At 42.6% G+C, this 24983-nt stretch carries 19 protein-coding genes; 4 read left to right on the top strand and 15 right to left on the bottom strand.

Features of this window, described 5'->3' with window-relative positions; all coding sequences use genetic code 11:
• Positions 1-300: 300 nt before the first annotated feature.
• The 9 genes from FLL46_RS21920 to FLL46_RS21880 all read right to left on the bottom strand — a co-directional run bounded on the left by FLL46_RS21920 (position 301) and on the right by FLL46_RS21880 (position 11596).
• Positions 301-2622, bottom strand: a complete 2322-nt coding sequence (locus tag FLL46_RS21920; protein WP_142933732.1) for a xanthine dehydrogenase family protein molybdopterin-binding subunit — start codon at positions 2620-2622, stop codon at positions 301-303.
• A gap of 1 nt (position 2623) precedes the next feature.
• Entirely contained in the window at positions 2624-3088 is a 465-nt protein-coding gene (locus tag FLL46_RS21915) for a (2Fe-2S)-binding protein (protein ID WP_142933730.1), read from the bottom strand.
• A gap of 14 nt (positions 3089-3102) precedes the next feature.
• Complete coding sequence (locus FLL46_RS21910) at positions 3103-3882, bottom strand: nucleotidyltransferase family protein (RefSeq protein ID WP_142933728.1); 780 nt, start codon at positions 3880-3882, stop codon at positions 3103-3105.
• Entirely contained in the window at positions 3882-4931 is a 1050-nt protein-coding gene (locus tag FLL46_RS21905) for an XdhC family protein (RefSeq protein WP_142933726.1), read from the bottom strand. Before FLL46_RS21905 ends, FLL46_RS21910 begins: the two co-directional genes overlap by 1 nt.
• A 12-nt stretch (positions 4932-4943) precedes the next feature.
• Positions 4944-5408: a Fe-S cluster assembly sulfur transfer protein SufU gene (gene sufU, locus FLL46_RS21900; protein ID WP_142933724.1), complete on the bottom strand. Its 465-nt coding sequence runs from the start codon at positions 5406-5408 to the stop codon at positions 4944-4946.
• A 284-nt stretch (positions 5409-5692) separates the two neighbouring features.
• On the bottom strand, positions 5693-7831 hold the full coding sequence (locus FLL46_RS21895) for a TonB-dependent receptor plug domain-containing protein (RefSeq protein ID WP_142933722.1): 2139 nt from the start codon (positions 7829-7831) through the stop codon (positions 5693-5695).
• Positions 7832-8108: 277 nt separating this feature from the next.
• Positions 8109-9650 carry a parallel beta-helix domain-containing protein gene (locus FLL46_RS21890; RefSeq protein ID WP_246119377.1) on the bottom strand — a complete coding sequence of 514 codons (1542 nt, stop codon included), beginning with the start codon at positions 9648-9650 and terminating at the stop codon, positions 8109-8111.
• Positions 9647-10918: a cytochrome-c peroxidase gene (locus FLL46_RS21885; protein WP_246119376.1), complete on the bottom strand. Its 1272-nt coding sequence runs from the start codon at positions 10916-10918 to the stop codon at positions 9647-9649. The genes FLL46_RS21890 and FLL46_RS21885 overlap by 4 nt, the downstream gene beginning before the upstream one ends.
• Positions 10919-10927: 9 nt before the next feature.
• Positions 10928-11596: a c-type cytochrome gene (locus tag FLL46_RS21880; RefSeq protein ID WP_142933720.1), complete on the bottom strand. Its 669-nt coding sequence runs from the start codon at positions 11594-11596 to the stop codon at positions 10928-10930.
• Positions 11597-11898: 302 nt separating this feature from the next.
• On the opposite strand from FLL46_RS21880, the gene FLL46_RS21875 reads away from it, so the two are divergent.
• Positions 11899-12462: a peroxiredoxin family protein gene (locus FLL46_RS21875; RefSeq protein ID WP_142933718.1), complete on the top strand. Its 564-nt coding sequence runs from the start codon at positions 11899-11901 to the stop codon at positions 12460-12462.
• A 74-nt stretch (positions 12463-12536) separates the two neighbouring features.
• Here FLL46_RS21875 and FLL46_RS21870 read toward each other — a convergent pair whose 3' ends face one another.
• Complete coding sequence (locus FLL46_RS21870; protein WP_142933717.1) at positions 12537-14381, bottom strand: beta-ketoacyl synthase; 1845 nt, start codon at positions 14379-14381, stop codon at positions 12537-12539.
• 210 nt (positions 14382-14591) lie between these two features.
• Here FLL46_RS21870 and FLL46_RS21865 point away from each other — a divergent pair, with 210 nt between their 5' ends.
• The gene (locus FLL46_RS21865) at positions 14592-15581 is read left to right on the top strand and encodes a GlxA family transcriptional regulator (protein ID WP_142933715.1); all 990 of its coding nucleotides are present in this window, start codon (positions 14592-14594) and stop codon (positions 15579-15581) included.
• Between the two features lie 207 nt (positions 15582-15788).
• Here the strand turns inward: FLL46_RS21865 and FLL46_RS21860 are convergent, their stop codons facing one another.
• Positions 15789-16820: a DMT family transporter gene (locus FLL46_RS21860; RefSeq protein WP_142933713.1), complete on the bottom strand. Its 1032-nt coding sequence runs from the start codon at positions 16818-16820 to the stop codon at positions 15789-15791.
• A 275-nt stretch (positions 16821-17095) separates the two neighbouring features.
• On the opposite strand from FLL46_RS21860, the gene FLL46_RS21855 reads away from it, so the two are divergent.
• Positions 17096-18559 carry an aminotransferase-like domain-containing protein gene (locus FLL46_RS21855; protein WP_210418785.1) on the top strand — a complete coding sequence of 488 codons (1464 nt, stop codon included), beginning with the start codon at positions 17096-17098 and terminating at the stop codon, positions 18557-18559.
• A gap of 150 nt (positions 18560-18709) precedes the next feature.
• On the opposite strand, the gene FLL46_RS21850 is transcribed toward FLL46_RS21855, so the two are convergent.
• The gene (locus FLL46_RS21850) at positions 18710-19273 is read right to left on the bottom strand and encodes a hypothetical protein (RefSeq protein ID WP_142933711.1); all 564 of its coding nucleotides are present in this window, start codon (positions 19271-19273) and stop codon (positions 18710-18712) included.
• Between the two features lie 348 nt (positions 19274-19621).
• Between FLL46_RS21850 and FLL46_RS21845 the strand changes: the two genes are divergently transcribed.
• On the top strand, positions 19622-20653 hold the full coding sequence (locus tag FLL46_RS21845; protein WP_142933709.1) for a DsbA family protein: 1032 nt from the start codon (positions 19622-19624) through the stop codon (positions 20651-20653).
• Between the two features lie 135 nt (positions 20654-20788).
• Here FLL46_RS21845 and FLL46_RS21840 read toward each other — a convergent pair whose 3' ends face one another.
• The 3 genes from FLL46_RS21840 to FLL46_RS21830 form a co-directional block, all read right to left on the bottom strand.
• Positions 20789-22108 carry a sensor histidine kinase gene (locus tag FLL46_RS21840; RefSeq protein WP_142933707.1) on the bottom strand — a complete coding sequence of 440 codons (1320 nt, stop codon included), beginning with the start codon at positions 22106-22108 and terminating at the stop codon, positions 20789-20791.
• 81 nt (positions 22109-22189) lie between these two features.
• Positions 22190-23527, bottom strand: a complete 1338-nt coding sequence (locus tag FLL46_RS21835; protein ID WP_142933705.1) for a sigma-54-dependent transcriptional regulator — start codon at positions 23525-23527, stop codon at positions 22190-22192.
• A 245-nt stretch (positions 23528-23772) separates the two neighbouring features.
• Positions 23773-24978: an ABC transporter permease gene (locus tag FLL46_RS21830; RefSeq protein WP_142933703.1), complete on the bottom strand. Its 1206-nt coding sequence runs from the start codon at positions 24976-24978 to the stop codon at positions 23773-23775.
• Positions 24979-24983 lie beyond the last annotated feature (5 nt).

The following is a 24983-nucleotide window of genomic DNA, read 5'->3' as shown; positions in this document are numbered from 1 at the left end:
CTGTTTTTCAACCGACTCAGTTAATTTTTGCCTTTCATCCCCACTTGTGGACTTTCAATTTATCTCAATTCACAAACCGTCATCGGTGGGAAGCTAATTAAATACGAGTGGGTAGGCGCAAAAGAACCATTATAGATTTTATGACTAACGTACTCGCGTTGCCTAGCGGCCAAGCGTACGGGCATTTTTGGTTACTTTTTTTGCTCTTGAAAAAAGTAACTCGCACGCAAGCGAAGCGGTGCGAAACGCTCTAAAAAGCTATAGCCAAACCTCCAGTTTGACTATAACTCTCAATAAAAATCAAACAATCCCAAACTGCTGCAAAGGCAACCGCCGATACCTCTCCCCAGTAGCCGCAAAAATAGCATTACACAATGCCGGAGAAAAAGGCGGCACTCCCGGCTCACCAATGCCGGTTGGCAACTCATCACTCTCCACAATGTAAGTGTGAATATCAGGAATTTGATTCATTCTTGCCATTTGATAGTCATGGAAATTGCTCTGCTCAACCACGCCATTTTTCGCAGTGATGTCGCCGTAAAATGCCAAGCTGGCAGAAAATATTGCGGAGCCTTCCATTTGTGAACGAATTCGATCAGGGTTTAAAGCCCTGCCAACGTCAACGGCGCTGTGAATGGCTTCAAGTTTAACGCGACCATTGTCCATCGAAACTTCGACGACTGTGGCAACATAACTACAGAAACTTCTGTGAGCTGCGATTCCCATGCCATGACCTTTAGGTAATTGCTTACCCCAATTTGATTTTTCAGCAACCAATTCAATAACACGTTTCAAGCGCGCGGTATCAGCTGGATACTTATCAAGCGGCTCACCATAATTGCCATACTTGTAACTGTCTTTAGCAAAGTTAACATGCTGATCTTTTCCGATAAGAGAAAGTAAAAAATCTTTTGGATCTTTGCCTGCAGCGTGAGCGAGCTCATCGACAAATGAACTGGCAGCGAAAGCATTATTGATATTAGTCACTGAGCGAACCCACCCGATACGCAAGAAAGTATCGGTATCGCCGAGGTCAACCAGAATATTCGGCACGTCGTACATCATGTCACCCTGGCCCAGGTCTGCACTGCCTGCGGTTTTGGCGGCAGGATTAAAAGTTGCGCCAATTGGATGATTAACCATGCCGTGGTACCAACCTGTCACCTTGCCGTTGTTATCGAGTGTGCCGGCTAACTTTTGATAGCTAGGAGAATGATAGTAGCCATGTTGTACTTCATCTTCTCGCGTCCATAATACTTTGATTGGCATTTTAGTCTGGTTGGCTAAATAGGCTGCTTCAGCAACATAGTCAGGTTTAGATTTTCGGCCAAATCCACCGCCTAAAAGCGTCACATTAATTTCTACAGAGGCTGCTTTTTCTTTGGGGATTTGTAGTACGCCCATTACATTATTTTGCGCTGTTTGAGGGGTTTGTGTACAGGTCCAAACTTCAACGCCATCGTCTGTCATTCGCGCCGTTGCTGCTGGTGGTTCCATCGGTGCATGGATTAATCCTCCAACATAATAGTCCGCTTCAACTACCTTGTTGGCAGAAGTTTTGGCTTGATTAAAGTCGCCTCGTTTACGTACCACCGTTGATGGTTTTTCCAGGGCTTGCTTGAATACTTGCTCATGAGCTTTTGAGTCATAGCTGGCATTTTTTCCATGATCCCACTCAATTTTTAGTTTTTCCCGACCTTTTATTGCTGCGTATGTATTGTCAGCAATGACGGCAATACCACCGAGCATTTTAAAAACAGCAGGTGGTGTAATCGCTGGCAGCTCAACGATCTTTATCACGCCGGGAACTTCGAGTGTTTCACGGGCATCGAAAGATTTTACTTTGCCAAACACTACCGGTGGGCGGGCAATAACGGCAACTTTCATGTCATCGATATCAACATCAAAACCAAAAGTGGCGCGACCGGTTACGAACGCTTTACCATCAACTAACGGAATATTGTCTTTGCCGATGTAGCGCTGTTCTTTTTCTGTTTTTAACTTAAGAGAACTTCTCTCAGGAACAGGCATAGTGGCAGCGATGCTGACCAATTCCGAGAAATCCAACGACTGAGTACTATCTTTTAATCTGGCGGCGTGGTTTTTGATGGTTACGACAGAAGGTTTTACTTTCCAGGTTTTCGCCGCAGCTTGTTGCAGCATCGTTCGGGCGATTGCACCTGCTTCTTTCAACTTTTGATAATTTTTTCTAACGCTACGAGAGCCGTCGGTGTTTTGGCTACCGTATTTTTGATCGCCGATTGCCTGCTCAACCGTTACTCTTTTCCAATCTGCTTCAAGTTCGTCTGCTACCAACAAGGGCAATGTGCTACGAATGCCTTGGCCCATTTCAGAACGATGGCAAATGATAGTGACTTGTCCGTCTGTTGCGATGGAAACAAATACGTCGGGAGAAAATAGATCCTCGTTGTTATTTTCTGCCGCCGCTAAAGCCGGTGACAATTGTATGCCTAACACCATACTGCTACTGGCAATTCCGAGACCTTTTAAAAAGTGTCGACGACTCACATTTTTTATCACTGTTTCGTTTGCCGTTGGATCATTTAGTTGTTCGTCAATAAGCCAATCCTTATCTAAATCTTCACCAATGTTATTAATCATTTTATTTTACCTCGCGAGCGAGTTTAGCGGCTTTATGAATGGCTGCTCGAATACGTGGATAAGTGCCGCAACGACAAATATTTCCAGACATAGCGTTGTTGATATCTTCATCGGTTGGCGCAGCATTTTGCGCGAGCAAAGCTGAGGCAGACATGATTTGACCGGGCTGGCAATAACCACATTGCGGCACGTTCAGATCTTGCCAGGCTTGCTGTACAGGATGATCTCCCTGTTCGGATAGTCCTTCAATTGTTGTGACCTGTTTATCCACTACCGCCGATATTGGCATAATACATGAGCGAACTGCCTGGCCATCGATATGCACTGTGCAAGCGCCGCATAATCCTTTGCCGCATCCATATTTACTACCGGTGAGTTTGGCGATATCACGAAGCGCCCATAGCAGCGGCATTTCCGGATCGACATCAAATTTTTGTTTAGTACCGTTAATAGTTAATTCGATCATAGTTTCTCTCCGATTTACGTTGACCCTTCAATGACCCATTGATTATTTTTAGAAGGTTTATTTTGATAGTGCTTTTTCTGTAGTGATTTGTTCTGGTTTGATAATTGATTTTTAGCTGTATTCAGTTTTTTATTCACCAGATTAAAATGTTTAAAATCTGCTGGTATATCCAGGTCAAACGCAGCATTGTCAATTTTTACTTTTTCAACGTCACTTTCATGTCGCATCAGCAGTTTTCGCGCACCAGTTTCGCGTAACTCGGTCAATTCTGAAAAAAAACTTCGTGGGAATATCGCTGGTGCGCCCATCACCATTTTTTTATGTTTGTGATCGTAGTAGTTCGCTGCCACAATTTTGTCCGGTGTTTTTTGCCATTGTGTTGTCAGTGCTTGCAGATCGACTGGTGTCAGTGCCCACTGATCACACAACAAAATCATCACGCCATTTGTATCATCGCTGAGTGAATTCACACATGTAGCAATTGACGAGCCCATGCCTTGCTGCCAATTCTGGTTAAGGATTGGCTTAACATTTAAAGTCTCAATTTCCTTGCAAAACACCTCTGCACGAAAGCCTAAAACGCAGCTGACATTGCGGCTAATTGCTGTAGCTAACATCGCGGCCTTATTCAGCAAACTTTGTCCGTTTTGTACAACTAATTGTTTTGCTTGACCCAATCTTGATGAGTTTCCAGCGGCGATAATTGCGCAGGCAAGATTGAGTGTCGGGCTCTGTTGTGAGTGCTTCGATGTCTCAGACCTAAGTTCAGAAATTGGCTTTAGTGAGCTGTTCATTATCGCGTTTTGTCCTGATAGCAGAAGCCGACATCTTTTTTCGTTTTCACTGCTTGAATTTCAGCGACGATTGCCAGTGCAATGGTTTCTGGAGAGTCGGCTCCAATATCCAGACCAACCGGACCAAATATTCGGCCTTCGTGGTCGGCAAATGCGGTTCCGCACTCTTCAAGTAACTTATCGCGACGTTTGCTAGGGCCAAGCAGACCTATATACTGGACAGGGCTATCGATTAACCTTGATAAATACGCCTGGTCTCTTTCAAATTGATGACTCATTACGACCACAGCATCGAAATTTTCTAACTCAAATGTTTCCCATTGGCTTCTTTTTACGTGAACAACTTTGTGCGCAGCTGGAAAGTTTCCTGCAGAAGCGAAGTCTTTGCGATGATCAATAATCGTTGTTTGCCAACCTAGCTGCTGGGCAAGTGAAGTAACTGGCGGAACATCAGGTGACGCACCGCAAATTAAAATATTGAGTGGCGCATTGAAAGGTATGACTAACTGTTGACTACTCTTCTCTAACCACGGAGCGGAAGCAATAGTCACTTCCTGGTTGTCGATTTTTATTGTTGCCTGCCGCTTTTTTAGTGCCAGATAACTAAAGCTGTTGTGCAGCGGGCTTTCGGACGCCGAGGCTGAGTTTATCGATACCCGGTCAATTATTAACAGATGATCCTGACCAGCAGACACTCGGTTTAATATTTCGAAAAAACCAAGATGGTTTTCAGTCGCCGGTAAGTATTTTAGCAGCACGTTAATGGCACCGTCGCAGCCTAATCCCATTCCCCATAGTAAATCTTCGTCGCCACGCATATCGTAGTGGAGGATTTTATCTTTTTTCTGCTTAAAAACTTCCGCGCTGTGTTGTTGAATGTCACCTTCAAGACAGCCGCCGCTGATGAGCCCCCAATAATCCAGGGAAGAATTCAGTAACATCATGGCACCGGTTTTACGATAGGTTGACCCTTGCGTGTCGAGTATGACTGCAAGTACATAGTCGCTGTTCTGATCGAAATTTTTTAGTGATGTTAACAAGTTAAGCATTAGGATTTTCGTTTAGCTTTGCGTTGATTTTTGCGCAGTTTGTAGCGCTCTGCCTAGTGTTTGCCAGGGTAACAAAGCACAATTGATTCTACTGGGATAAGCGGAAACAGCTGTTAGACAATTGAGAGGGCTGCTAGTGCAAAGGGACTCTGAAAGAGTCGTTCGATTTTTAATCGATATAGATAAATCGTCGACGCATTTTTGTAACTCTTCTACCGTTTTACCTTCACTATGTTCACAAAGCATTGAAGCTGAGGCTGTGCATATCGCGCAAGCATCAGAGTGAAACCCAATGGCTTTAATCTGCGTTGTCGATGCCGATTTTGTTGGCTCAAGTTGCAAATAAATATCGAGTTCGTCACCACAGCTCGGATTATATCCTTCTGCCTGATGGGTCGGCGTAAACTGAGCGTTAGCGCCAATTGGCGATTGACTGTGCTGTTTGATTGTTTGCTGATAGAGTTGTTTTAGTGACATTTTATTAGTCGTAACGGCCTCTGTGCCTTGGTAAGGTGCATATCCAAGCTTAATTATACATTTTTGTGGTGTAGCTGATGAAAGCTTAGCGTCAGTGTGGCCAAGTTTCAATGGTGTTTAACTCGGTTTGCTATCTTTAGTGAGTCAGTTTGCCCCAAATTCACAGGAATAATCTCCGCTTGAGTATAATCAATGGGCTATTGAAGATTAACCAGCTAGCGATGAAATGACCCGAAATTAAGTTAAATCGCGTCATTCTGAACAGCTAATAGGATAATAGATTTTTAGGTGTCTATGTCGAAACCCAGCGTAATTTGTCGATCAACTTTGTCGGTAAACAGGAATTCATTTTCTTGAGAGTTTTCAATGTTTCGGATGTTTAAATAAATATCAATTGTATTGGATATTCGATGTGTCAGCTTGAAGTTAGCGATAACTTTACTGGCGATGTCATTTTCTACAATCACGTGGCTCATTCTATGGTCATCATAAAAATAAAAATTCCAGTTATAATTCCAATTTCCTTGAGTGTGATTGAGTAAAAAACCGCCATAGTAATTGGGAGTGGCCTGGCTATCGAGATCAATCAGGTTGATATCAGGTAAGCTGGTTATTGGTGTTTCAGGCGGCTGGATGTGGTTGTCTATCTGGTTTTCTACAAAGGTGACAAAACCGCGAAAATAAGTCTGCTCGCTCAGGGATTGGCTATGGCTTAAAGTCACTCCGTTCATTGAGGTTTGCAGTGGCAAATTTTCGTATTGACCGCTTGTTCGAAAAAAGTTGCCGTCATTGCCAACAAAATTCAATTGGACGTCACTATAGTTTTTATTCTTGGCATAAAAAAATTCAGCTTCAAACAGCGCTTTGCTGCTTATTTTATAACGTACTCCTATTTCTGCGGATTTGCTGACTAATGGATCAAGCTCCTGGTTTCCCTTTAATTCGAACAATAACCCTGTCGGCGTTGTGAATGCTGTATTTTGAAATATATCCAGAATAAAAGGTGCTCGATGGGAGCGGCCCATACTGAATCGCCAATGAAGTTGTTGATTCGGATAGTAGTTGATGGCTAGTTGAGACGAGGTTTCTGTTGTATCGGGAGTATGATACTGATCTGCTCTAACAGCACCAATTATTCGCCAGGATTCGGCGGGGCGAAAGTCGGCATGAACTGAGGCTGCATTGGTTATGAGGTGTTTTTCTCCCTGGATAAAAATGCCGTCATAAGATGCGTTGCGATAGCTTAGCGCTGGTCGTAGTAAAAAGTTGTCAGTCACTTGGTATTGGTATTCGAATTGTGCATCGAGCGTATCGAATTGCCATTGCCATCCGGCAATTCCTAGTGCTTCTTGTTCGCCATCCAGAACAGAAACCTGGGCTTTAAAACTTTGGTGTTGAGCGACTAAATCCAGGTAAGTTGAATTTGAAACAGTGGTATTGAGCGGTGTTACTCCATTTTCAAAATAGGCTGTTTGCGCTTTTGAATCCTGGTGGCCAAGTCGCATTTCATAGTGCCAGCTGTTTTCCGGTTTAAATAAAAGAGTTGTATTAATGCCCTTTAATTCTCGTGCAAGTGATTGATCGGGAAAACGCCTGTTGTTGAGTGGTGAGGGGAGCTGAGTATCGAATTCAACCAGGTCAAGTGCATCGTTGATGTACCTTTCTTCAACCAGGCTAAAATATTGAGAATCTTTTCTGTCTCTTTGTTGATAATTCGCTGAAGTTAACCAGGACCAGTGCGATGATTCATATTGAATCCACAAAGCAGCGGAATTTGTGTTGTTTTCCCCAGCCTCGGCCCGACCATTGAATCGGAAGCCTTCAGATTTTGCGTGTCTGGTGATGATGTGAATGACGCCTGATACAGCATTGGGACCATACAGTGGCGATGCTGGCCCCCTGACTAACTCAATCCTGTCAACGTCTAGCAAACTGATTGGCAAGGTTTCCCAAAAAGTTCCCCCGGCAAAATAGTTGTACACGATGCGGTTATCAATCATCACTAAAGTCAGCGAATTAGCAAGAAAAGGTAGCAGAGAATTGGGTGGGATATTATCAAACCCGCGAATATGAATATCATAATTTCCGGCAGACTGCTCCCTAACCAGCGTACCTGGTAATAGTCGTAATGCATCACCCCATGAACTAGCACCAGCTTGAATAATTTCTTTTCGAGTGATAACAGAGATCGATAGCGGGGCTTCCATTTGTTCTTCATCGCGTTTGGTGGCGCTGATAACTCTGACTTGCATTAGCTCTTCAAGAGACAAGTCCATGATGTCAATTTGTTCAGCATTTGCGTTCATATGAATAATTGCAAAAAGACAGGCAACGCAGACAAAGTGTTTCATTTTTTGATGAGCAGACTTCATTATTGTTTGGGAGCTAATATAAATATAGGAGATGGCTGTTAGAACTGCCATTTCGTTATCTGTTGTTTCAAGTGACAGTTTTCTCCAATGTCATCTCGAGCGCAGTCGAGAGATCTCCTAAAGGTTTGGACAGGCATTGAAATAAAGACTGAATTGGAATGGCTTTCTTAAATAAGTAATTGATGGGTTATTGAGTGAGTCAATGTCTGCGGGAGATCTCTACCGTCAAGCGGCACCGAGGTCCACGTTGGTCGAGATGACAGTCCTCCCTGTTGTCATCTCGAGTGCATTCTCAACCCTCCTTTGTTAGCGAGGGCGCTAACAAAGGTTACTTTTTAACATCCAGCATATACTTTGCTGCAGCGATTCTCACTTCCTCAGAAAGGTAGTTTTGGGGTGGCATTTCCGGATAGTCATCGCGCTTTTTAACCGGGTTGGTAATGTAATCAACAATCCCTTGTGGGTTTTCCATGTAAAGTGCCTGGATGACCTGAGTGGGCGGCCCAACCATTTTGACATTGTAGGCATGGCAACCGGCACATATACCGTAGTATGCAAGCTTACCCCTTTCTTCCGCAGTAATCTTTCGAGGTTCCACTGGTTTTTCAAGTAAGTAAGTCTTGGTGCCGTAGGTACTATCGAATGCACAAGTTCCAAACTCATCGATACCGAAAGTTAAGTATTTTTCTCGGTTCAAAATGCAACTTTCTTTGCTTTCTCCCACGCGAATGATATCAGGGCCGCGATTAGACAGCTTGGTCAACATCAGCGCTTTGACTTCATTAACAGGTTCATTGCCATTGTTGTACATCACATTATCAAGTATCGCGATTTTGTCGGAGTTGGGTTCCGCCTCCGGATCGAGTGTCAGGTTGGCTGCGTGTCCATGATCGGTAATGATGATCCCGGCATTATTATTACCAGTAATCACATTGTTTTGCAGTGTGACTTCGTCGCCGGCCATAATTAATATGCCGGTCCCCTTTGGAATGCCTGCGACGATCGAACCCGGTGCACCGAAGTTCTCATGGTTGTTATCAATCACGAAATTGTCACGAATAATGACATCGTAGGTCGTTTTAATCGGTAACCCGGGTGTGATGAAAACGAGAATGCCACCTGTGTTGTTATGAGCAAAATTATTTTCGACAATTGCGTGACGTGAGTTTTCGATTTCTATGCCAGCAACATTGCCGAATACTTGATTGTGCGCAACATGAATGTTGTCGCACATGCCGACGTAAATCGCCGCATCTTCAATTCCAGTTAAGACGTTGTACTCAACGATGCCATTTTTACCAAACTCAGGGAAAATACCGTAAACACCGGTATCGATAATCATGTTGTTTCGAATGATAAAATTGTTGCCTGCCTGTCCCATCACCCCATTACCTTTGTAATGGGTAATTTTGAAATTCTCTACAGTAAAGTTGTTGCCGGAGTAAAGTATGGCGTCATTCAATTTTTTCTCGCCGTCAAGTACCGGCCATTCGCCTTTGACGATGACACCGGTTAGCGTGATATCGTCTTTATCAATATAGACTGTCTCTTTGTAAACACCGGGCATAACTTTTACCATGTCTCCGGCTTTGGCTTGGTTAACGGCTGCTTGAATTGACTCGCCGTCGTTAACTGTATGAACTTGGCCATTGAAAGGGCGGCGTTTAATGGTGGCGACTGAACCAAAACTGACATTGTTATCTGCAGTTGATTCCAATGCTGCGCTTTTCTGGTAACGGTTGGCGTCGCCAACAATTGTGGCTGAACCATCGATGTTCATCTTGCCGACTAACAATCCGATAGCGAAAATGACGATCATTAACAGGTAGGTTTTCCAATTTCGCGTTGTCCTTTTGCTGGTTTGGCTCATGGTTTTTCTCCTCTAACAGAAGTATATTTTTTAATTTTTTTGGTAATGTTTTGGCCAACATTCACAGGTAGTCCTGACGGTACTTTCTGTGGAATTTTCGGGGTAAAACTTTCATCGGTCAGGGTGCCTAGAAAATCGACCAAACGATCAAGTTCTCGTTCGGTTAAATCCGGTTCCCATATGTGCCAATGAAGCAGGAGTTTTTCGCCTTCCGGTACAGCATGGCCTCGGCCTTTAGTATAAAACTCCACAGTATCTCTCAGGTTTTCGAATCTTCCAGAATGCATGTAAGGGGCGGTTTTTACGATATTTCTCAGTGACGGAACTTTAAAACCCGCGCGAAGGTCTGGGTTATTGAAGGTTTTTTCTGCGCCGATATCTAATTCTCTACCTGGCGGTTCTGGTGAACCAAGCACCGCAATTTGTTGGTTGGTAAACAGGGGAGGCGTATGGCACTCGGCGCAACGGGCGACGAAAGAACGGAAAATATTGAGTCCCTCTATTTCATTCTCTGTCAGAGCCTGATGATAACCATGGGCATAGTGATCGTAGCGACTGTTTAAACTGATCAAAGATGCTTCAAAAGCGGTAATGCTGGTGTAAATTTGTTGCAAAGTAATCTTCGCTGATTGACCGTTGGGAAAAGCTTGCCGAAACAAGCGCTGGTAGGTTTTATTGTTATTCAGCTCATTGATTAATTGAACTGGCGTAGTCGCCATTTCTTTTTCGGAGTAGAGTGGTCCAAGCATTTGCTCTTCAAGTGAATGGGCGCGAGAATCCCAGAAAAAATTGCTTAGAAAAGCGACGTTCCAAAGTGTTGGAGAAGCTCTTCCAACATCAACCTGATTAGCGCCGATTGAGCGCGGCAGGCCGTCGCTAAATCCCTTGTCGGGTTCGTGGCAACTTGCGCAGGAGAGCGTGTTATCGCCAGATAATAAGGGATCAAAAAAGAGTAAACGGCCCAGGTCTATTTGCTGTGGAGAAAAACCGTCGCGGACTGTCGGTAATGCGGTTTTCAATCCTCCGACTCCTTTATCGTATAAAGAATCATACTGTTGGTAGAGTGAGCGTAAATGACATTTTTGTTCAATGTTTTCAAAACCAGGTGGGCAGTTAACGGATAAAGTAAATGCGCTATCATCTTGCGAGTTTTGCGTGGCAGGAATTGTTTTGAATTGAATTGGCAGATTTGAATCTGCGGAAAGAGCGTGAGAAAAAACAATAATCGATAGAACCAGAAAAGAATCAATGTATCGTCTAGTGTTCAATGGTTTTTCCTATAGTGTCTTGATGTAAGCGACGACGTCCAGTATTGCTTGTTCATCGGGGAGCGTTTTGGCCATCATAGCCATTTGTTTGCCATATTTGTCCTGAGGGTGAGATCCTCTGAGCCCTGCGCTGAAATTCTTTAATTGATGGATCAAATACCTGTCGCTCTGAATGGTTAATCCTGGCGAGTTGAGCTGTTTGTTACCCCGTCCTTTACTACCATGGCAGGCAGCACAATTAGAGAGGTAATATTTTTTACCTGACTCGGCGTTTGTTGAGTTTGCCGGGGTGTCTGGATTTTGGGATTCTGTATTTTGGGATTCTGGCGTTTGGATTTCTGGTGTTTGAATTTTTGGCGTCAACGCGGCTAACTCTTTAGCAAGACTATTGATTTGAATGTCAGTCAGATTGGCGACGGCACCTTTCATTTGCAAACCAAAAATATCTTCTGACTTATCTCCACGAATACCTTTTTTAAAATTGTTTAATTGACGAACGGTATACCATTCCTCTAAACCGGCTAATGCTGGTGCAGAGAGCATTTCGTTACCTTCCGCTTTTTCCCCATGGCAAACTGCGCAAGTTTGGTAGTTGTTCGTTAGCTCTTCTGCGCTTGCCATTGAAACGGTCAATCCAAGGTAAACTACGAAAAAAGTGATACTTTTCAATAACTTCATAGCGGAGACTCTTGGTTACTTTACTTGTTATTGTTTATTAAGTGGTACTTTCGTACTAATTATATAGGCATATTGGCGAGGTTTTGGGCCATTTGCAAGTAAAAATCGCAGAAACTCAATCTGATGTTCCGTTGTAGAACATTCCCCTACGAAATTTATTCACTGATCTCGTGTATCCATCTCTTGGTGTAATGAATGAGCTGAAGCTGCGTCTAGTTGTTAGCTGGTTTAGTCACAAAACCAGACAATTTCAACGCTGAACATAAAAAGTTGGATATTTTAATATTTGAGTAGGAGTTATTATGCAGTCGTCGGTATTTCGGAAAGTCATTGCAAGCGCGGGATTATTGTTTATTATTGCGGGGTTTGCGGTGTGGAAGTACTTACCTCAAACAGAAGTTTCTTCGCTGCCACCTGGTAAAGTAGCTGCTTCCGGTGAGAAAAAAACTGATGTGCCTTACCAGGGAGTTGACTGGTCTTTAAAGAATCTTGAAGGCCAGGAAGTACGACTTTCTGATTACCAGGGACGACCAGTATTACTCGTTTTTTGGGCTACCTGGTGTCCCTATTGTAAAAAATTACTTCCCGGAATTGCAGAGCTTAATGAAAAATATGAAAGCAAAGGGTTAAAAGTTATCGCAGTTAACATTCGGGAAGACTGGAAGCCTGAAGTATATTGGCGTAACCATGAGTACAAATTTGATGCTGTGCTTGAGGGTGATGCCGTTGCAGAAAATTACGGAATTACAGGGACGCCAGGTTTGGTATTTATCGACCCTGATGGTGAGGTACTCGGAATACGGTCTTTTTCAGATCCTCAGCACCCGTTATTAGAAAAATTTGCGGTGTTTTATACGAAGGAATAATCTACTGGTTGAATAAAACGCCCTGAAATCAAGGGTTTCTGGGCGTTCGTCAATGCAATGGACTAACCCGCTACTTAACAGTACTCAGAATAGGGATTATCTGTACTGAATTTTAGCTGGTTTTTAAATTTGTCTAACTCAATACCGTCTTTGGTGATTTTCAAGTCAGTTCCTTCCATCACTTCAGTGCCGAAATGATAAATCACTTTAAAGTCGCCGCCAATGACTGCTTCGTCATAAGCTTTTGCGTTCTCTTTCACGTTTTGATTCTTCGTTTGATACTTAGCAATGGTTTCTGCGCCATATTTTTTCTCAAGCATTTCCATCGTCGTGTGGGGAGATAGAACCAGACCGGTGGCGTTGTTACCGCCAAAACCTTTTGAGTTCAAAATAGCGGCTTTCATTTGGTTGCCCTTGTCACCAACGGCTTTATGCTCCATGCAAAATTCAAGATTAGAATCATAAACATCGTCAGCGATTTTAGAGATGGTATTGATTGAAGGAATAAAACCATATTCCCAAACGCCCAGAGTGGCTGTTAACTGATCGCCACCAGCCGGTCCAAGGGAATGGCCAACATAGGATTTTATTGCAGCCACCGGCCACTTTTCGATATCGAAAGTTTTGGCTACCTCATTTAATATGTGAGATTCGGTTACTCTGTTTTGTGGGGTTCCGGTTCCGTGTGCCTGGGCAAATGTTTGTTTTACACCTTCTTCGCCTAATATATTTTTCGCCAGCGCCATGGCTTTCGCAACGGTAATATAGTTGCCGACACCAGGAGATGAGATGGACTTTTTGTTAGCGTCAGCATTTACGAAAACGTCGGGAACCGAACCATAGATAGTGGCGCCCAACTCAAGTGCTAATTCGTCGTCCATGAGGATAAAAAACTGAGAAGCTTCTGCAATGGTAAAGCCTGCATTTTCGGCAAATGGTCGGCATGCCCTTTTATTGTCAGCTTGTTCTGTGCCATCAATTGCCGCTAATTGGGCATCTTCGGCTAATGCGCCCATCGCTTTAAAGCCTTCGATAACCTCTGGTTGAATTGGGGCTTCTGCACCGCCTACGATAACAACACGAGCGCGTCCGGCCTGGATATCACCGACGCCTTGGCGAAGATTATAGAGAAAGGTCGCGCAAGCACCGATATTCGCGCCAGTAGAGCCAACGCTATTAATCATGTAGCTGTTAACAAAATCAGCGGGCATTTGAGTCAGCATAAGCGGCATTTGCTTAGACGTTACTCGACCGCCCTTTAGCATTGCTTGCGCTAATCCACGACCACCGAAGTCGTCAAGTTGTCCAATGGCAGATGCGGCATAGACAGAAATTTCATCAGGACCGATGTGTTCTAAAACTGTTTCCCAGTCCATTCCAAGCGAATGGATAGCGTCAGAGGCGCCAAAAACGGCCAATTGCAACCCTTTTGGTTGGTTGCGCGAAGTGTAGAGTGCGGCAGGATCAAAACCAGTTGGTAGTTGTGCGGCGCTGGTAACTGCTGGCGTGTAGCTGTCGTGAGTCATCACTTCCATTTCGCCTTTTACAGTGACATTGACGGTTCCACCACCTAAATCTTCAACCTCCCAGTTTTCAGGGAGTTCGGTAGGCAATTGGCGTTTGCGAGTCTGAAATTTAATCGCTTCACCATCAGCTTGCATGGTGGTTTTACGATGGGTTTTGACGCTATTAATATCAAAGGTTTGGGGTTCTATCTTACGAATCAACGTCTGGTCGAGCATCGCCTGGCGATCACTGTCTTCTTCTTTTCCCATCAGTTTGGCCAGGCCTTCAAACATTGGGGCCAGATCTTCTTCTTTGAGCGCTTCGTGGACCATGCGCCGATAGCTATGATGAAAAGAACTTCTTCCGGCGGCATTGACGCCACCAAAACCTACAATTACGGGTAACCTTTGCATTTTGACCTATCCAGATGTAACGAAAGTATTAATTTGCTGACGCTAGTTTATTTGACCTGACTAAAAATTATATAGGATAATCTGGCCGAGTAATTGTATATTTAAGCCATGTTTCTTATGAACCTGATTTGGCTTGTTCAAATGAACTGACTTAAATCTTTAATCTCAGGTTAATTACTTCGATAACGCTGACTTGATCGGGTATATATCATGGGTCCATCTCTATTTATCTGCTATCCACGGGCATTGCTAACCAGTATAAGCTTACCAATGGAAATGATTGCTGCGGCCACGTCGGTTGCAAGAATCAAAAGGGCTGAAAACAGGCACTGGCAGTGCCATATTGTTGCGGCTCATTCCAACGCAAAAGAGCCCATCGAGTTCGCCAAAGGACTGAATATATTGCCAAGTTATGATTTGTCGAATAGCCCGCAGCCGCAGACGATTTTTCTTCCACCTATTTGGGGAAAGCCTGATGTTATTGTAGATAAATCGCCTCAGCTCGTTGACTGGCTTTTGCAGCAGCATGAATCTGGAGCACAGATATGTGCAACCGGCACCGGCGTTTGTTTGTTGGCACAAGCGGGTTTATTAGATGGCAAAGTTGCCACAACCCATTGGTATTACTTTGATGAATTCGAAAACAAATATCCTGATGTGAGTCTGCAACGGCATCATTTTATTACTCAAGCCGGACGTTTATTTTGCTGTGGAAGCATCAATGCGCTTGTGGACTTGACGGTTTATTTTATCGAGAGTTATTTCGGGAAAGATGTCAGTCAGGTTATCGAACAACACTTTAGTCACGAAATCAACCGAACTTATGACAAGCCCTGGTATAGTACAGGCACTTCGCGTCATCCCGACGAAGGCATTATCGAAGTTCAACAGTGGATGCAATCTCACTATTCTCAAGAGTTTAATTTAAAAGCTCTGGCTGAACTCGCGAATATGAGCGTCAGAAACTTTTCCAGGCGTTTTAAGGTGGCGGTTGGAAAGTCTGCATTAGCTTATGGCGCGGATTTAAAAATGCAAGCTGCCAGAGATTTATTAAAAAAAACCAACTTAAGTCATCAGGATATTGCCGATCAAGTTGGTTTTAAAGACGCTGCTTATTTTTCTCGACAATTTAAACTAAAAAACAAAATTACACCTAAAGAGTATCGTGAAATGGTGAGAGGTAAGTTGTTTAACCTTTAGCTGATTTAGCCTCAACAGCTGGGTAACCACAATATTTGTGAGCGAGGAAAATAAACCTGTTTTAAAAGAGGCTAGAAAATAATTTTGCCAAAATAAATAGTATCGAGAAATAAGCTGACAAAAATATTGTAAAGTATAAAAAATCCCAACCTAAACATAGGAGACTCTTATATCTGGTTGGGACAAAGGGGCACATGGCTGTGCAGACTAACTCGGTTGATTGGTCTGAGTAACTTTCAGACCGCTAGTTGCTAAGCGATTAGCTTTCAGGTTAACTGTTTTCAATCCTTTTACCTTAATCGACGAACCATGAGGTTCTTGCTTCAATTTAACTCCGCTTAACATTCTGGAGAAAGCCGCTTTCATTTTTTCGGCAGGTATTAGTACAATTAGATTACCGCCGGCGACTAATAAGAAGCCTCCGATAGTAAACTCAGTCCAGGTAAACCCTTCATAAAGCGTACTTAAAATGACTGCGACAACCGGAAAAAGAACGATGCTGTAACTGGCTTTTTCCGGGCCGATATTTTTAAGCAATACAAAGTAACTGTAAAAGGCAACAATTGTTCCAAAAATAGTTAAATAGGCGAATGAAATCCAATAACTGGGTTGAGTGCTATAAGTAAACTCAGCTTGGTTAAATAACGCAAACACTAGTAAGAAAAATGTACCGTATAACATTCCCCATCCGCTGGTTTGCAAGACTGGAAAATCGTTTTGAGAATTTCTAACGCTGACCATGTTACCCAGTGAAGCCGAAAAGGCGCCGCCCAATACTAATCCAAGACCTAGTAAGGTACTCTCACCAGCTTGGTAACTAATCACTTCTGGCCAAAACAAAACCAATATGCCAGAGATGCCTACCAGTGCACCAAAGTAAGTTTTTATCGGAATTTTTTTACCGAAAAATATTCTTGTGTTCACAATATTCATTAACAACAACATCGAAAAGCCAATCGAGGTTATTGCCGACGATAGATATTTTTGTGCTTCATAAAGGGTCACATAATTTAAACAAAAATTGAGCAAACCTAATACGGCGATGTAGCCATGTTGTTTGAGGCTAAAACGTAAATTAAGTCCTGCGATTTTACTAAAAAGTAAAATAAGAATACCTGCCAGACCAAATCGATAAATCAGTGATACTTCAACAGCAACTTCGCCAAGTTGATACTCAATGGCGAACCAGGTTGACCCCCAGATCAAAACCGTGATCGTATATAAAAATGTATTCTTCATATTGGTGGCCCTTTTGCAAAACCATTTGCAAACTGAATTTATTGTTAAACAGGATGATAAATATACGCTTAATGTGTATACTTAACATACACAGAAAAATGAAAATACGACCTATACAGATTTGTGAGTAGCTTTGTTGTAAAACTTGAGCTGTTTATAATTGAAAATAATTTGGTTTCGAGGCCTGTTAGTTGGGCGTTTCAGGCACAATTGAATGCGGTAGGTAATAGTTTTGGAGACTATTTATACTAACCAATATATGAGAACTTTTTGTTATGTCTAGCATGATTCAAAAGGGAAGCGATCATTTTTTGTATCAACAGGTGATTGACTTAATTCAGGCGATGCAAACCTCCGGTACTTTGAGGCCGGGAGATAAATTGCCTTCCTTGCGTAAATTGAGCAGTCAGTTAAATGTGAGTATTCCCACCGTTAAACAAGCTTACGTTGAACTGGAACGATTAGGTAAAGTTGACGCCAGGCCCAAGTCGGGATATTACCTACGCTCTGCGCGAATGGGAATTGCCAGTCCAAAGCGTCCGACTTTTGTCAGGCGTCCGGTAGAGGTGCGGTGTCAAACGCTTATTGAAGAAGCATACGAAGCCGTACATTCACCTAACATGATGCCGCTAGGTGTTTCCCACCCGGTTATGGCGAGCCCACCTGATAAAGCGTTAGCACGAATTATGCGCCGAGTTTTAGCGCAAGCAGGCCCAAAAGCGATGGCTTACGGACCGATGGATGGATATGCGCCCTTAAAACGTCAAATCGCACAGCGGTATTTAGAACAGGGCGTTGAGGCCAGGCAAGAAGATATTATTATTACCAACGGCGCTCAGGAAGCGCTGGCGATTGCAATTCAATGTACTGCAAAAGCAGGGGACATTGTTGCGGTTGAGTCTCCGACTTATTTTGGCATTCTTGAATTAATCGAAAACCTGGGGATGATGGCTCTGGAAATTCCAACCTGTTCTCTTGATGGAATTTGTTTAGACGATTTACAAGAATCGCTTGATGCTCATGATGTTAAAGCCTGTATATTCTCTTCATTAATTAACAATCCCACCGGTTCTTGTATGCCGGAACGTAAAAGACAAAGATTAGTTGAAATTATCGAGTCGAGAAACATTCCGCTGATTGAAGATGATGTTTACGGAGAGCTACATTTTTGTGATGAAGAGGTATTGCCATTGCAAGCATATTCAAAAAAAGGATTAGTTATTACTTGCAGCTCATTTTCAAAAACAGCCGCTCCCAGTTATCGAATTGGCTGGATGCTGTCTAGTCGATATGAACAAAAAGCGAAGGGATTTAAACGAGCATTATCTTGTTCATCATCGCTGTTAAATCAGTGGGTGTTAACTGAATATGTGCGTAGTGGTGACTTTGATCGCAACATCAAACGATTACGACAGGTATTGCGCCAAAATAAAGAACGAATTTTGTCATTGATCGAACAATATTTTCCTGAAAAAACCTGTGTGTCTAATCCTCAGGGAGGCGGGGTAGTGTGGGTTGAATTACCACCAGGATGTGATTCGACTGAATGGTTTCGGCTGGCAGTGAGTGAGAGCATTAGTATAACACCTGGAGTACTGTTTTCCGCCACTGGAAAATACAAGCGATGCGCCAGAATCAGTTATGGTTTACCCTGGTGTCAGACTGTAGAAAGTGCGGTAAAAAAACTGGGAGAGTTGAGCTATAGCCTGTTGAATAAAAAAATGAGTAAGGCGGGGTAGCCTTTTCATGCTACCTTCTTCACAAAGACTCTCCACTCTAAAACCAGTAACGGATAAGTTAGTGGTTTTAGAGCAAAGCGTGTAATTTTTAATTGATATATTTTGCTATTAATTATCTCCGGCACTGATTATCTATGGCATTTATGTTGCTCAGGCGGCAGGCCAAAGCCAACCGAAAATTCCACCGGTTAGTAGTGCATAGATAATTCCATCGAAAATAAATTTCGCTGTCGTACTCCAGGCACGAAAATACCAGATAGAGTTTTGCGGTAACGAGAGTGCATACCCGGCAAATGCGCTGGCACCGACCATCTGCATCACGGCCAAATAATTGGCACCAACCTGCAAAGACTGGACAGCAATATAAGCAGCGAATATGCCTACGACCAAACTGTAGATAAACCATTGCACCAGGCTTTTTCCCATGGGCCACGGACCATTAGGTAACGATACCAGTATTCCTACTGGACCTTCTTTTAACTTTTGTTGATATTCCTCTGACTCCATATTTTTAGGGCTTCCCGCGTAGGGAAACATGTATTCTCCGGCAGGGATTTGAAGTGGTCTGACGGTATCTCTGAAGTTTTGCTCGTCGGGAACGGCGGACAAGTTCGAGCGATGGTATGGCAATAACATATGGATAATTGAACTAACGATAAATACAGCGACAGCAGAGAGTAATATTGGCAGCCAAAGGCTTGCGATTGAAATCATAGGTTTCTCCTTATTATTAGTTAACCTGAGTTCTTATCCCTAATTCAGGTTGGTTATTGATCTGATGGAGTTTCGGCCTGAGCATGCATTGTGTTTAAAAATAACTTTGAGATTGCAATGTTTTGTTAGCTGGCCTTGCAACAATATTAGAATATTTTGTAATAGTTTGCGATTAATGTGGTCATAGTAGTGTTTATACCCGCTATTTGTGGGGCGGGTCGTTGATTCAGGTAGTAAATATCATTACTATTGTCGACCCATTTAATGGAAGCTCGACTCACTGATCGGTGTTTCTTGTTAAAGCGTTATATGAATTTATGTTTGCCGAAATAAGGCTGGAGATATCAGATGTTGGTCAAAAAGATGTTAGTTAAAATCAAGCTGTTAGCAGGGCTATTATTGTGTGTAGTTTTTGGCGCTACGTTTTCTGCAAGTGCTGCCTCTGCCGATGTTGCGGCTTCGCTTAATGGTGAAAACATCACTTATGATTCGCTGACAAAAGGTAGTGAACTGGAGATTTATGAAGCTGAAAAAGCGCTTTACAGTTTACAGATGGCCAATCTGCGAAAACTACTCATTGAGAAGCTGATTAAACTTGATCCGCGTAGCAAGGAGATGTCGGAAGAGCAGTATATCAGTCAGTATATTGCGCAGCCTAAACCTGTTACAGATGCTCAAATCGATGCTTTTATTGTTAAAAGACGGATCCCTCAAGATAAAATTAACACGAACTTAAAAGAGCAGGTTCGGCGTTACATGATGAGCCAGCAAATTTCTGAGCAAATTGATTCCTGGTTTAACGGTCAGACTAAGAAACACAATATTCAAATTAATCTGCGGGAACCAGAAGAGCCAAGGTTTGACGTTGATATTGAAGGCGCGCCTTATCGGGGTGGTGAAAATGCAAAAGTCACTATTATCGAATTTTCTGATTTTGAATGTCCTTATTGTTCGCGCGCGAATGACACTTTATATCAACTGAGCAAGATGTACGGTGACAAAATCAAAATTGTTTACAAACATTTCCCACTGTCTTCCATTCATCCCGGTGCTGAAAAAGCCGCTGAAGCATCAATTTGCGCACAAGAGCAAGGCATGGGGAATTTCTGGAAACTCCACGACAAAATGTTTGAGAACTACCGAAATTTGTCTGTGGGTATTATTAAAGATATGGCAAAAGAAATTGGTTTGAATACAGAATCGTTTAACCAGTGTTTATCGACGGGTAAATATGCTGCACGAGTTGCAGCGGAAGTCCAGCAAGCGCAGCGACTTGGAATTCAGTCAACCCCGGCATTTTATGTTAATGGTCGTTTTATCAAAGGCGCACAGCCAATTGATATTTTTCAACAGATGATCGACGAAGAAATCAATCAGTAATTTTTTGATAAAATATAGAGCTGTTGTTTCCTTTTTTTAGTAAGTAGCCTCGATTTCTAATCGAGGTTTTCTCAACACAGAATGAATTAAGAAATTATTTATCGAGACTACTAGCTTAAACGACGATCCTAATTCTTATTCGGGCTTTTTATTTGGAATCGCTAAAGTAATTTTGAGCCCGCCATTATTACGATTGTTAAACATCATTCTGCCGCCATGGGCTTCAACGATTTCGCGACATAGCGGTAAACCCAACCCTGTTCCTTCTGATTTTGTCGAGTAAAACGGCAATAGTGCGTTACTCAGGTTTTTATCGCTCATACCTTTACCCCTGTCATTAATCTGAATTTCAAAAGTATCGGCGTTGCTATTGGCAATTAATTCGATGGCTTCTATTTCAGAACCTGATTCGTGTGCATTTTTTATCAGGTTAATAATAACTTGTTGTAGTTGTGAAGGATCACAATATAAAGGCGGGGCATTTTCATCGCAAATTAGTCTGAATTGTTTTATTTTTGCAAGACTGTTAAGAAATTGAAAGGTTTCAATTCGTTGAATTCTTGGCTTGGGAAGTCGGGCAAATTCGGCATAACCTTCAATAAAATGTTGTAGATACTTAGCTCTTTCTTCAATGGTTGAGAAGATACCATCGAGTTTAGTGAGTTGGTCTCTCTGACTCAATAGTTGACCAGAGTGTGCCAAAGACGAAATGGGAGCCAGGGAGTTATTGAGTTCATGGCTTATCAGGCGAATCACTTTTTTCCAGATATTGACTTCCTGGCGATTAATTTCTTTAGTTAAACTCTTGAACAGGTACAGCTGGTGTTGTCTACCATTGAGAAGAAATCGATTTTGCGTTAAGTGGTAAGTCTTGTTGATCTCTTTTTCCGACACAGTAAATAAGCCATTGAGTTCCGATTTAACTGCTCGATTAAAAGAAGTTGGCAATGCGTCTAACAATTTATCGAATTGATACCCATTAATGGCTTTTCCCTGGTTGAATAGTTTGCGTGCTGCACTATTGCTGTAAATGATTGTGTGGGAGTCGTCGGTTAATACTAGCGATAGAGGCGTCGTCTGAATAACAGTGTCAAGCAAGAGTTCTCGCTGATAGAGATAAACACGCTCGTTGCGTAGTGCTGTACCGACTTTATTGTAAGTTTCGATTAAATCTCCGAGCTCATCATTTCTGATTTTAGCGATGGAAACGCTAAAATCATTATCGAGAAAGTTATGAAAGCCATCGTTGAGTGCCACCAGAATCCGGTTAATTGGATTCATATAGAATCTTAATACGGCAAAGCTGGCGGGGATAATCAGAGCGGCCGAAAATAGAACGGCAAGAGCGATATTATCCAGCCAATAGTGAAGGCTAGCTGTCACGAAAATAATCGAGAGCACCAGCGTAAAAGTCAGAATTGTCAGTTGTGCTTCAAGCGTTAATTTAAGTTTCAAAAAGAACCCTATGGTTGTTGAGTCGTTGTCCGATTGCCGTTATTTTGCTTTGTGGTTTTAAGTAATATTTTTTAGCTGGCTTTATTTGGGTATCGAAAATTTATCCATGCGACGATAGAGCGATTGGCGACTTAATCCGAGTTGTTTAGCAGCCTGGGAGATATTGTTTTTGTTTTCTGCTAACGCTTGAATAATCATCGCTTTGTCCGGTTCATTAGATTGTCGTTGAGTAACCTCAATTTTTTCTACAGAGATACCAAAATCTTCAGCTTCAATGCGTTTATTTTTTGCTAATAAACTTGCTCTTTTAATCACGTTTTCAAGTTCACGTACATTGCCTGGCCAAGCATAGTTTAGCAATGTTCTTTCTGCGTCGTGGGAAAGCGTATGATCATCAGGCATAAAATGCAACGCAAGGGGGAGTATATCGTCTACACGTTGGGAAAGTGGTGCCACTTTAATTTCGATGACATTCAATCGATAATAGAGATCTTCTCTAAACTGACCTGTCTTGATTTCTTCGAGCAGGTCGGCGTTAGTTGCGCTGATAACTCTTACATTAACTTTTCGAGTTTCAGAACTACCTAGTCGTTCAAACTCCCCGGTTTGCAGTACACGCAGAAGTTTTATTTGTCCTGAGAGTGGCAGGTTGCCGATTTCGTCTAGAAAAAGCGTGCCGCCATCAGCAGACTCGAAACGGCCGATTCTCTTTTTGGCTGCACCGGTAAATGCACCAGCTTCTGCGCCGAATAGTTCTGCTTCTAACAATTCCACCGGTAGCGCTCCGATATTTACTTTGACAAAAGGTTTATCTTTGACGCTAGAGTTTGCTTGAATGGTCTCAGCAATTTTTTCTTTACCACTACCATTAGGGCCGGTAATCAATACGGGAATGTCTGAATGAGCTACCTGAGTCGCCATGGTTAAACTCTGTAACATGCGTTGACTACTAAAAATAGTACCGCATAAATCATATTGGTTGGCGAGCTCATTGGCCTGGTTGGATTTTTGCGAAAGCATTGAGTTGGTTTGTTGACGTAGTTGGCCAAGTTCGATCAGATTTTTAACAGTGGTAATTAATTTATTGTCGTCCCAAGGTTTGGTTAAATAGTCAGCTGCACCTGCTTTTACCAGTTCTACTGCCATCTCAAGATTACCCCAGGCGGTCAGTAAAATTACCGGCAAGTCAGGATACGCCGTGTGAATTTGATTAAAAAGAATATGTCCTTCTTCTCCTGAAGTCGTGTCTTCTGAAAAATTCATGTCTTGCACAACCAAATCAACTGGGTTGGATTGCAGCAGAAACAGTCCTTTTTCAGGAGAATCAGCATGGATTGTTTCGATGTCGTACAACGAGAAGAGAACTTCCAACGCGGTTGCTATGCCCTGGTTGTCATCAATTACCAGAATCTGGTTCATCGGATTATTCGTGTCCTATTATTGGTTAATCAAACAGTGAGTAGTTGGTGCTAAAAGTAACACAAAACAGATATCTTTAAATGACTTATTGATAAGCCGGGTATTTTAGTTGAGACTGCTCACGAATTCCAACTAAGAGCGTCTTTAACTATCTCTAACTCAAGTTAACTAGTTCGAAGTTGTTCATCAACTTTCCAACAATTAACTAATCATTGGAAAGTTTAATGAGACGCCGGAATAATTGATTAGATACTTTGTGTTGCGACAGCCGGCGAAACTGAAGAAGCTCTTTTGGCCGGCACCCAAACTGCGAGTATCCCCGTTACTAACATGGTAATCATTCCCACTGGAATATAATGCCACTGGATGGGCGGTAGTTGGTAGCTGTCAACCAGGTGCATATTGAAGGTAACTGCCAGAATAGTTCCGATAACAAGACCCAGTGTTGTCAGGATAATTGTTTCAGTGACAAAGTAGCGCTGAATATCTGCTTTACTTGCGCCTAAAGCGCGACGAGTGCCAATTTGTTTAGTGCGTTGACTGATATTAAAGCTAACTATTCCAACGATGCCGAGTGCAGTTATGGTAACTAGAAGGGCAATTACCACGGTGAGTATTTTACTCATGGCGACGTCACCCTGATAACTGAGCTCTCTATTTTCCGCCATCGTTCTTGCGGCAAAAACCACTCGATCAGGATTGCGTTCGAGTAATTTTTCTTCTATCTGTCCCATGACTTCTTTTAGAGCGCCTTTTTCAGTGCGAACAAGCACTCTATGGAACGCATCTAAATGAACTAACGGGTTAAAAATTGCCATATCATGATTAGGGTGGTGTACCCAAGGGCTAACCGCGTAGTCGACGATACCGATAATGGTGACTTCATAATTATTAAAGTAAATTTTACTACCGAGCGCATTGCCATCAGGATACAAGCGTTTGGCGACTGTTTCGGTAATAATGGCAACTTTCGGATCAACATAACCTCGGTTGTAAATTATTTCCTCTTCAGTAAAATTTCTTCCACTAATGAGATTGATACCGAAGCTATTCAGCATATGTGAATCGCCGCGATAAAATGCAACATTGACGTTGTTGCCATTATCGTAATCTTCCTTGGTGCCGGCAACGCTGCTGTTGTCGCCGCCTCGTCCTAAAGGCGTCGCATTAATAACAACTGCATCGACTACGCCGGGCATATTTCTTATCAGTTCCTGGTCGGCTTGAATATCGTATTTGAGGTCAGGGTTTTCTCCAAAAGCATTCATGCCTAATGTAAATATTTCTGATTCGGGAAGCCCACTTTTTGAGTCAATTAAACTGAGACGTTCTGAAATAATATAAACTGCATTGACCACCACGGCTAAGGTCAGTGCTATTTGTAAAACGATGAGTAACGTGCTGCTCTTGTGGCGAAGCAAAGCACTTAAAATTGGTTTTATTTCTAACATGTGCT

Origin of the sequence: Aliikangiella coralliicola (assembly GCF_007004725.1) — a bacterium.
Classification (GTDB): domain Bacteria; phylum Pseudomonadota; class Gammaproteobacteria; order Enterobacterales; family Kangiellaceae; genus Aliikangiella; species Aliikangiella coralliicola.
The sequence above is the reverse complement of the archived record's forward strand: the minus strand, read 5'-3'. Positions and strand labels throughout refer to the sequence as shown.

Coding starts and splice junctions, on each gene's coding strand:
- FLL46_RS21920 (WP_142933732.1), bottom strand. CDS start 2,622: ATGATTAATAACATTGGTGAAGATTTAGATAAGGATTGGCTTATTGAC.
- FLL46_RS21915 (WP_142933730.1), bottom strand. CDS start 3,088: ATGATCGAATTAACTATTAACGGTACTAAACAAAAATTTGATGTCGAT.
- FLL46_RS21910 (WP_142933728.1), bottom strand. CDS start 3,882: ATGAACAGCTCACTAAAGCCAATTTCTGAACTTAGGTCTGAGACATCG.
- FLL46_RS21905 (WP_142933726.1), bottom strand. CDS start 4,931: ATGCTTAACTTGTTAACATCACTAAAAAATTTCGATCAGAACAGCGAC.
- sufU (WP_142933724.1), bottom strand. CDS start 5,408: ATGTCACTAAAACAACTCTATCAGCAAACAATCAAACAGCACAGTCAA.
- FLL46_RS21895 (WP_142933722.1), bottom strand. CDS start 7,831: ATGGCAGTTCTAACAGCCATCTCCTATATTTATATTAGCTCCCAAACA.
- FLL46_RS21890 (WP_246119377.1), bottom strand. CDS start 9,650: ATGAGCCAAACCAGCAAAAGGACAACGCGAAATTGGAAAACCTACCTG.
- FLL46_RS21880 (WP_142933720.1), bottom strand. CDS start 11,596: ATGAAGTTATTGAAAAGTATCACTTTTTTCGTAGTTTACCTTGGATTG.
- FLL46_RS21875 (WP_142933718.1), top strand. CDS start 11,899: ATGCAGTCGTCGGTATTTCGGAAAGTCATTGCAAGCGCGGGATTATTG.
- FLL46_RS21870 (WP_142933717.1), bottom strand. CDS start 14,381: ATGCAAAGGTTACCCGTAATTGTAGGTTTTGGTGGCGTCAATGCCGCC.
- FLL46_RS21865 (WP_142933715.1), top strand. CDS start 14,592: ATGGGTCCATCTCTATTTATCTGCTATCCACGGGCATTGCTAACCAGT.
- FLL46_RS21860 (WP_142933713.1), bottom strand. CDS start 16,820: ATGAAGAATACATTTTTATATACGATCACGGTTTTGATCTGGGGGTCA.
- FLL46_RS21855 (WP_210418785.1), top strand. CDS start 17,096: ATGTCTAGCATGATTCAAAAGGGAAGCGATCATTTTTTGTATCAACAG.
- FLL46_RS21850 (WP_142933711.1), bottom strand. CDS start 19,273: ATGATTTCAATCGCAAGCCTTTGGCTGCCAATATTACTCTCTGCTGTC.
- FLL46_RS21845 (WP_142933709.1), top strand. CDS start 19,622: ATGTTGGTCAAAAAGATGTTAGTTAAAATCAAGCTGTTAGCAGGGCTA.
- FLL46_RS21835 (WP_142933705.1), bottom strand. CDS start 23,527: ATGAACCAGATTCTGGTAATTGATGACAACCAGGGCATAGCAACCGCG.
- FLL46_RS21830 (WP_142933703.1), bottom strand. CDS start 24,978: ATGTTAGAAATAAAACCAATTTTAAGTGCTTTGCTTCGCCACAAGAGC.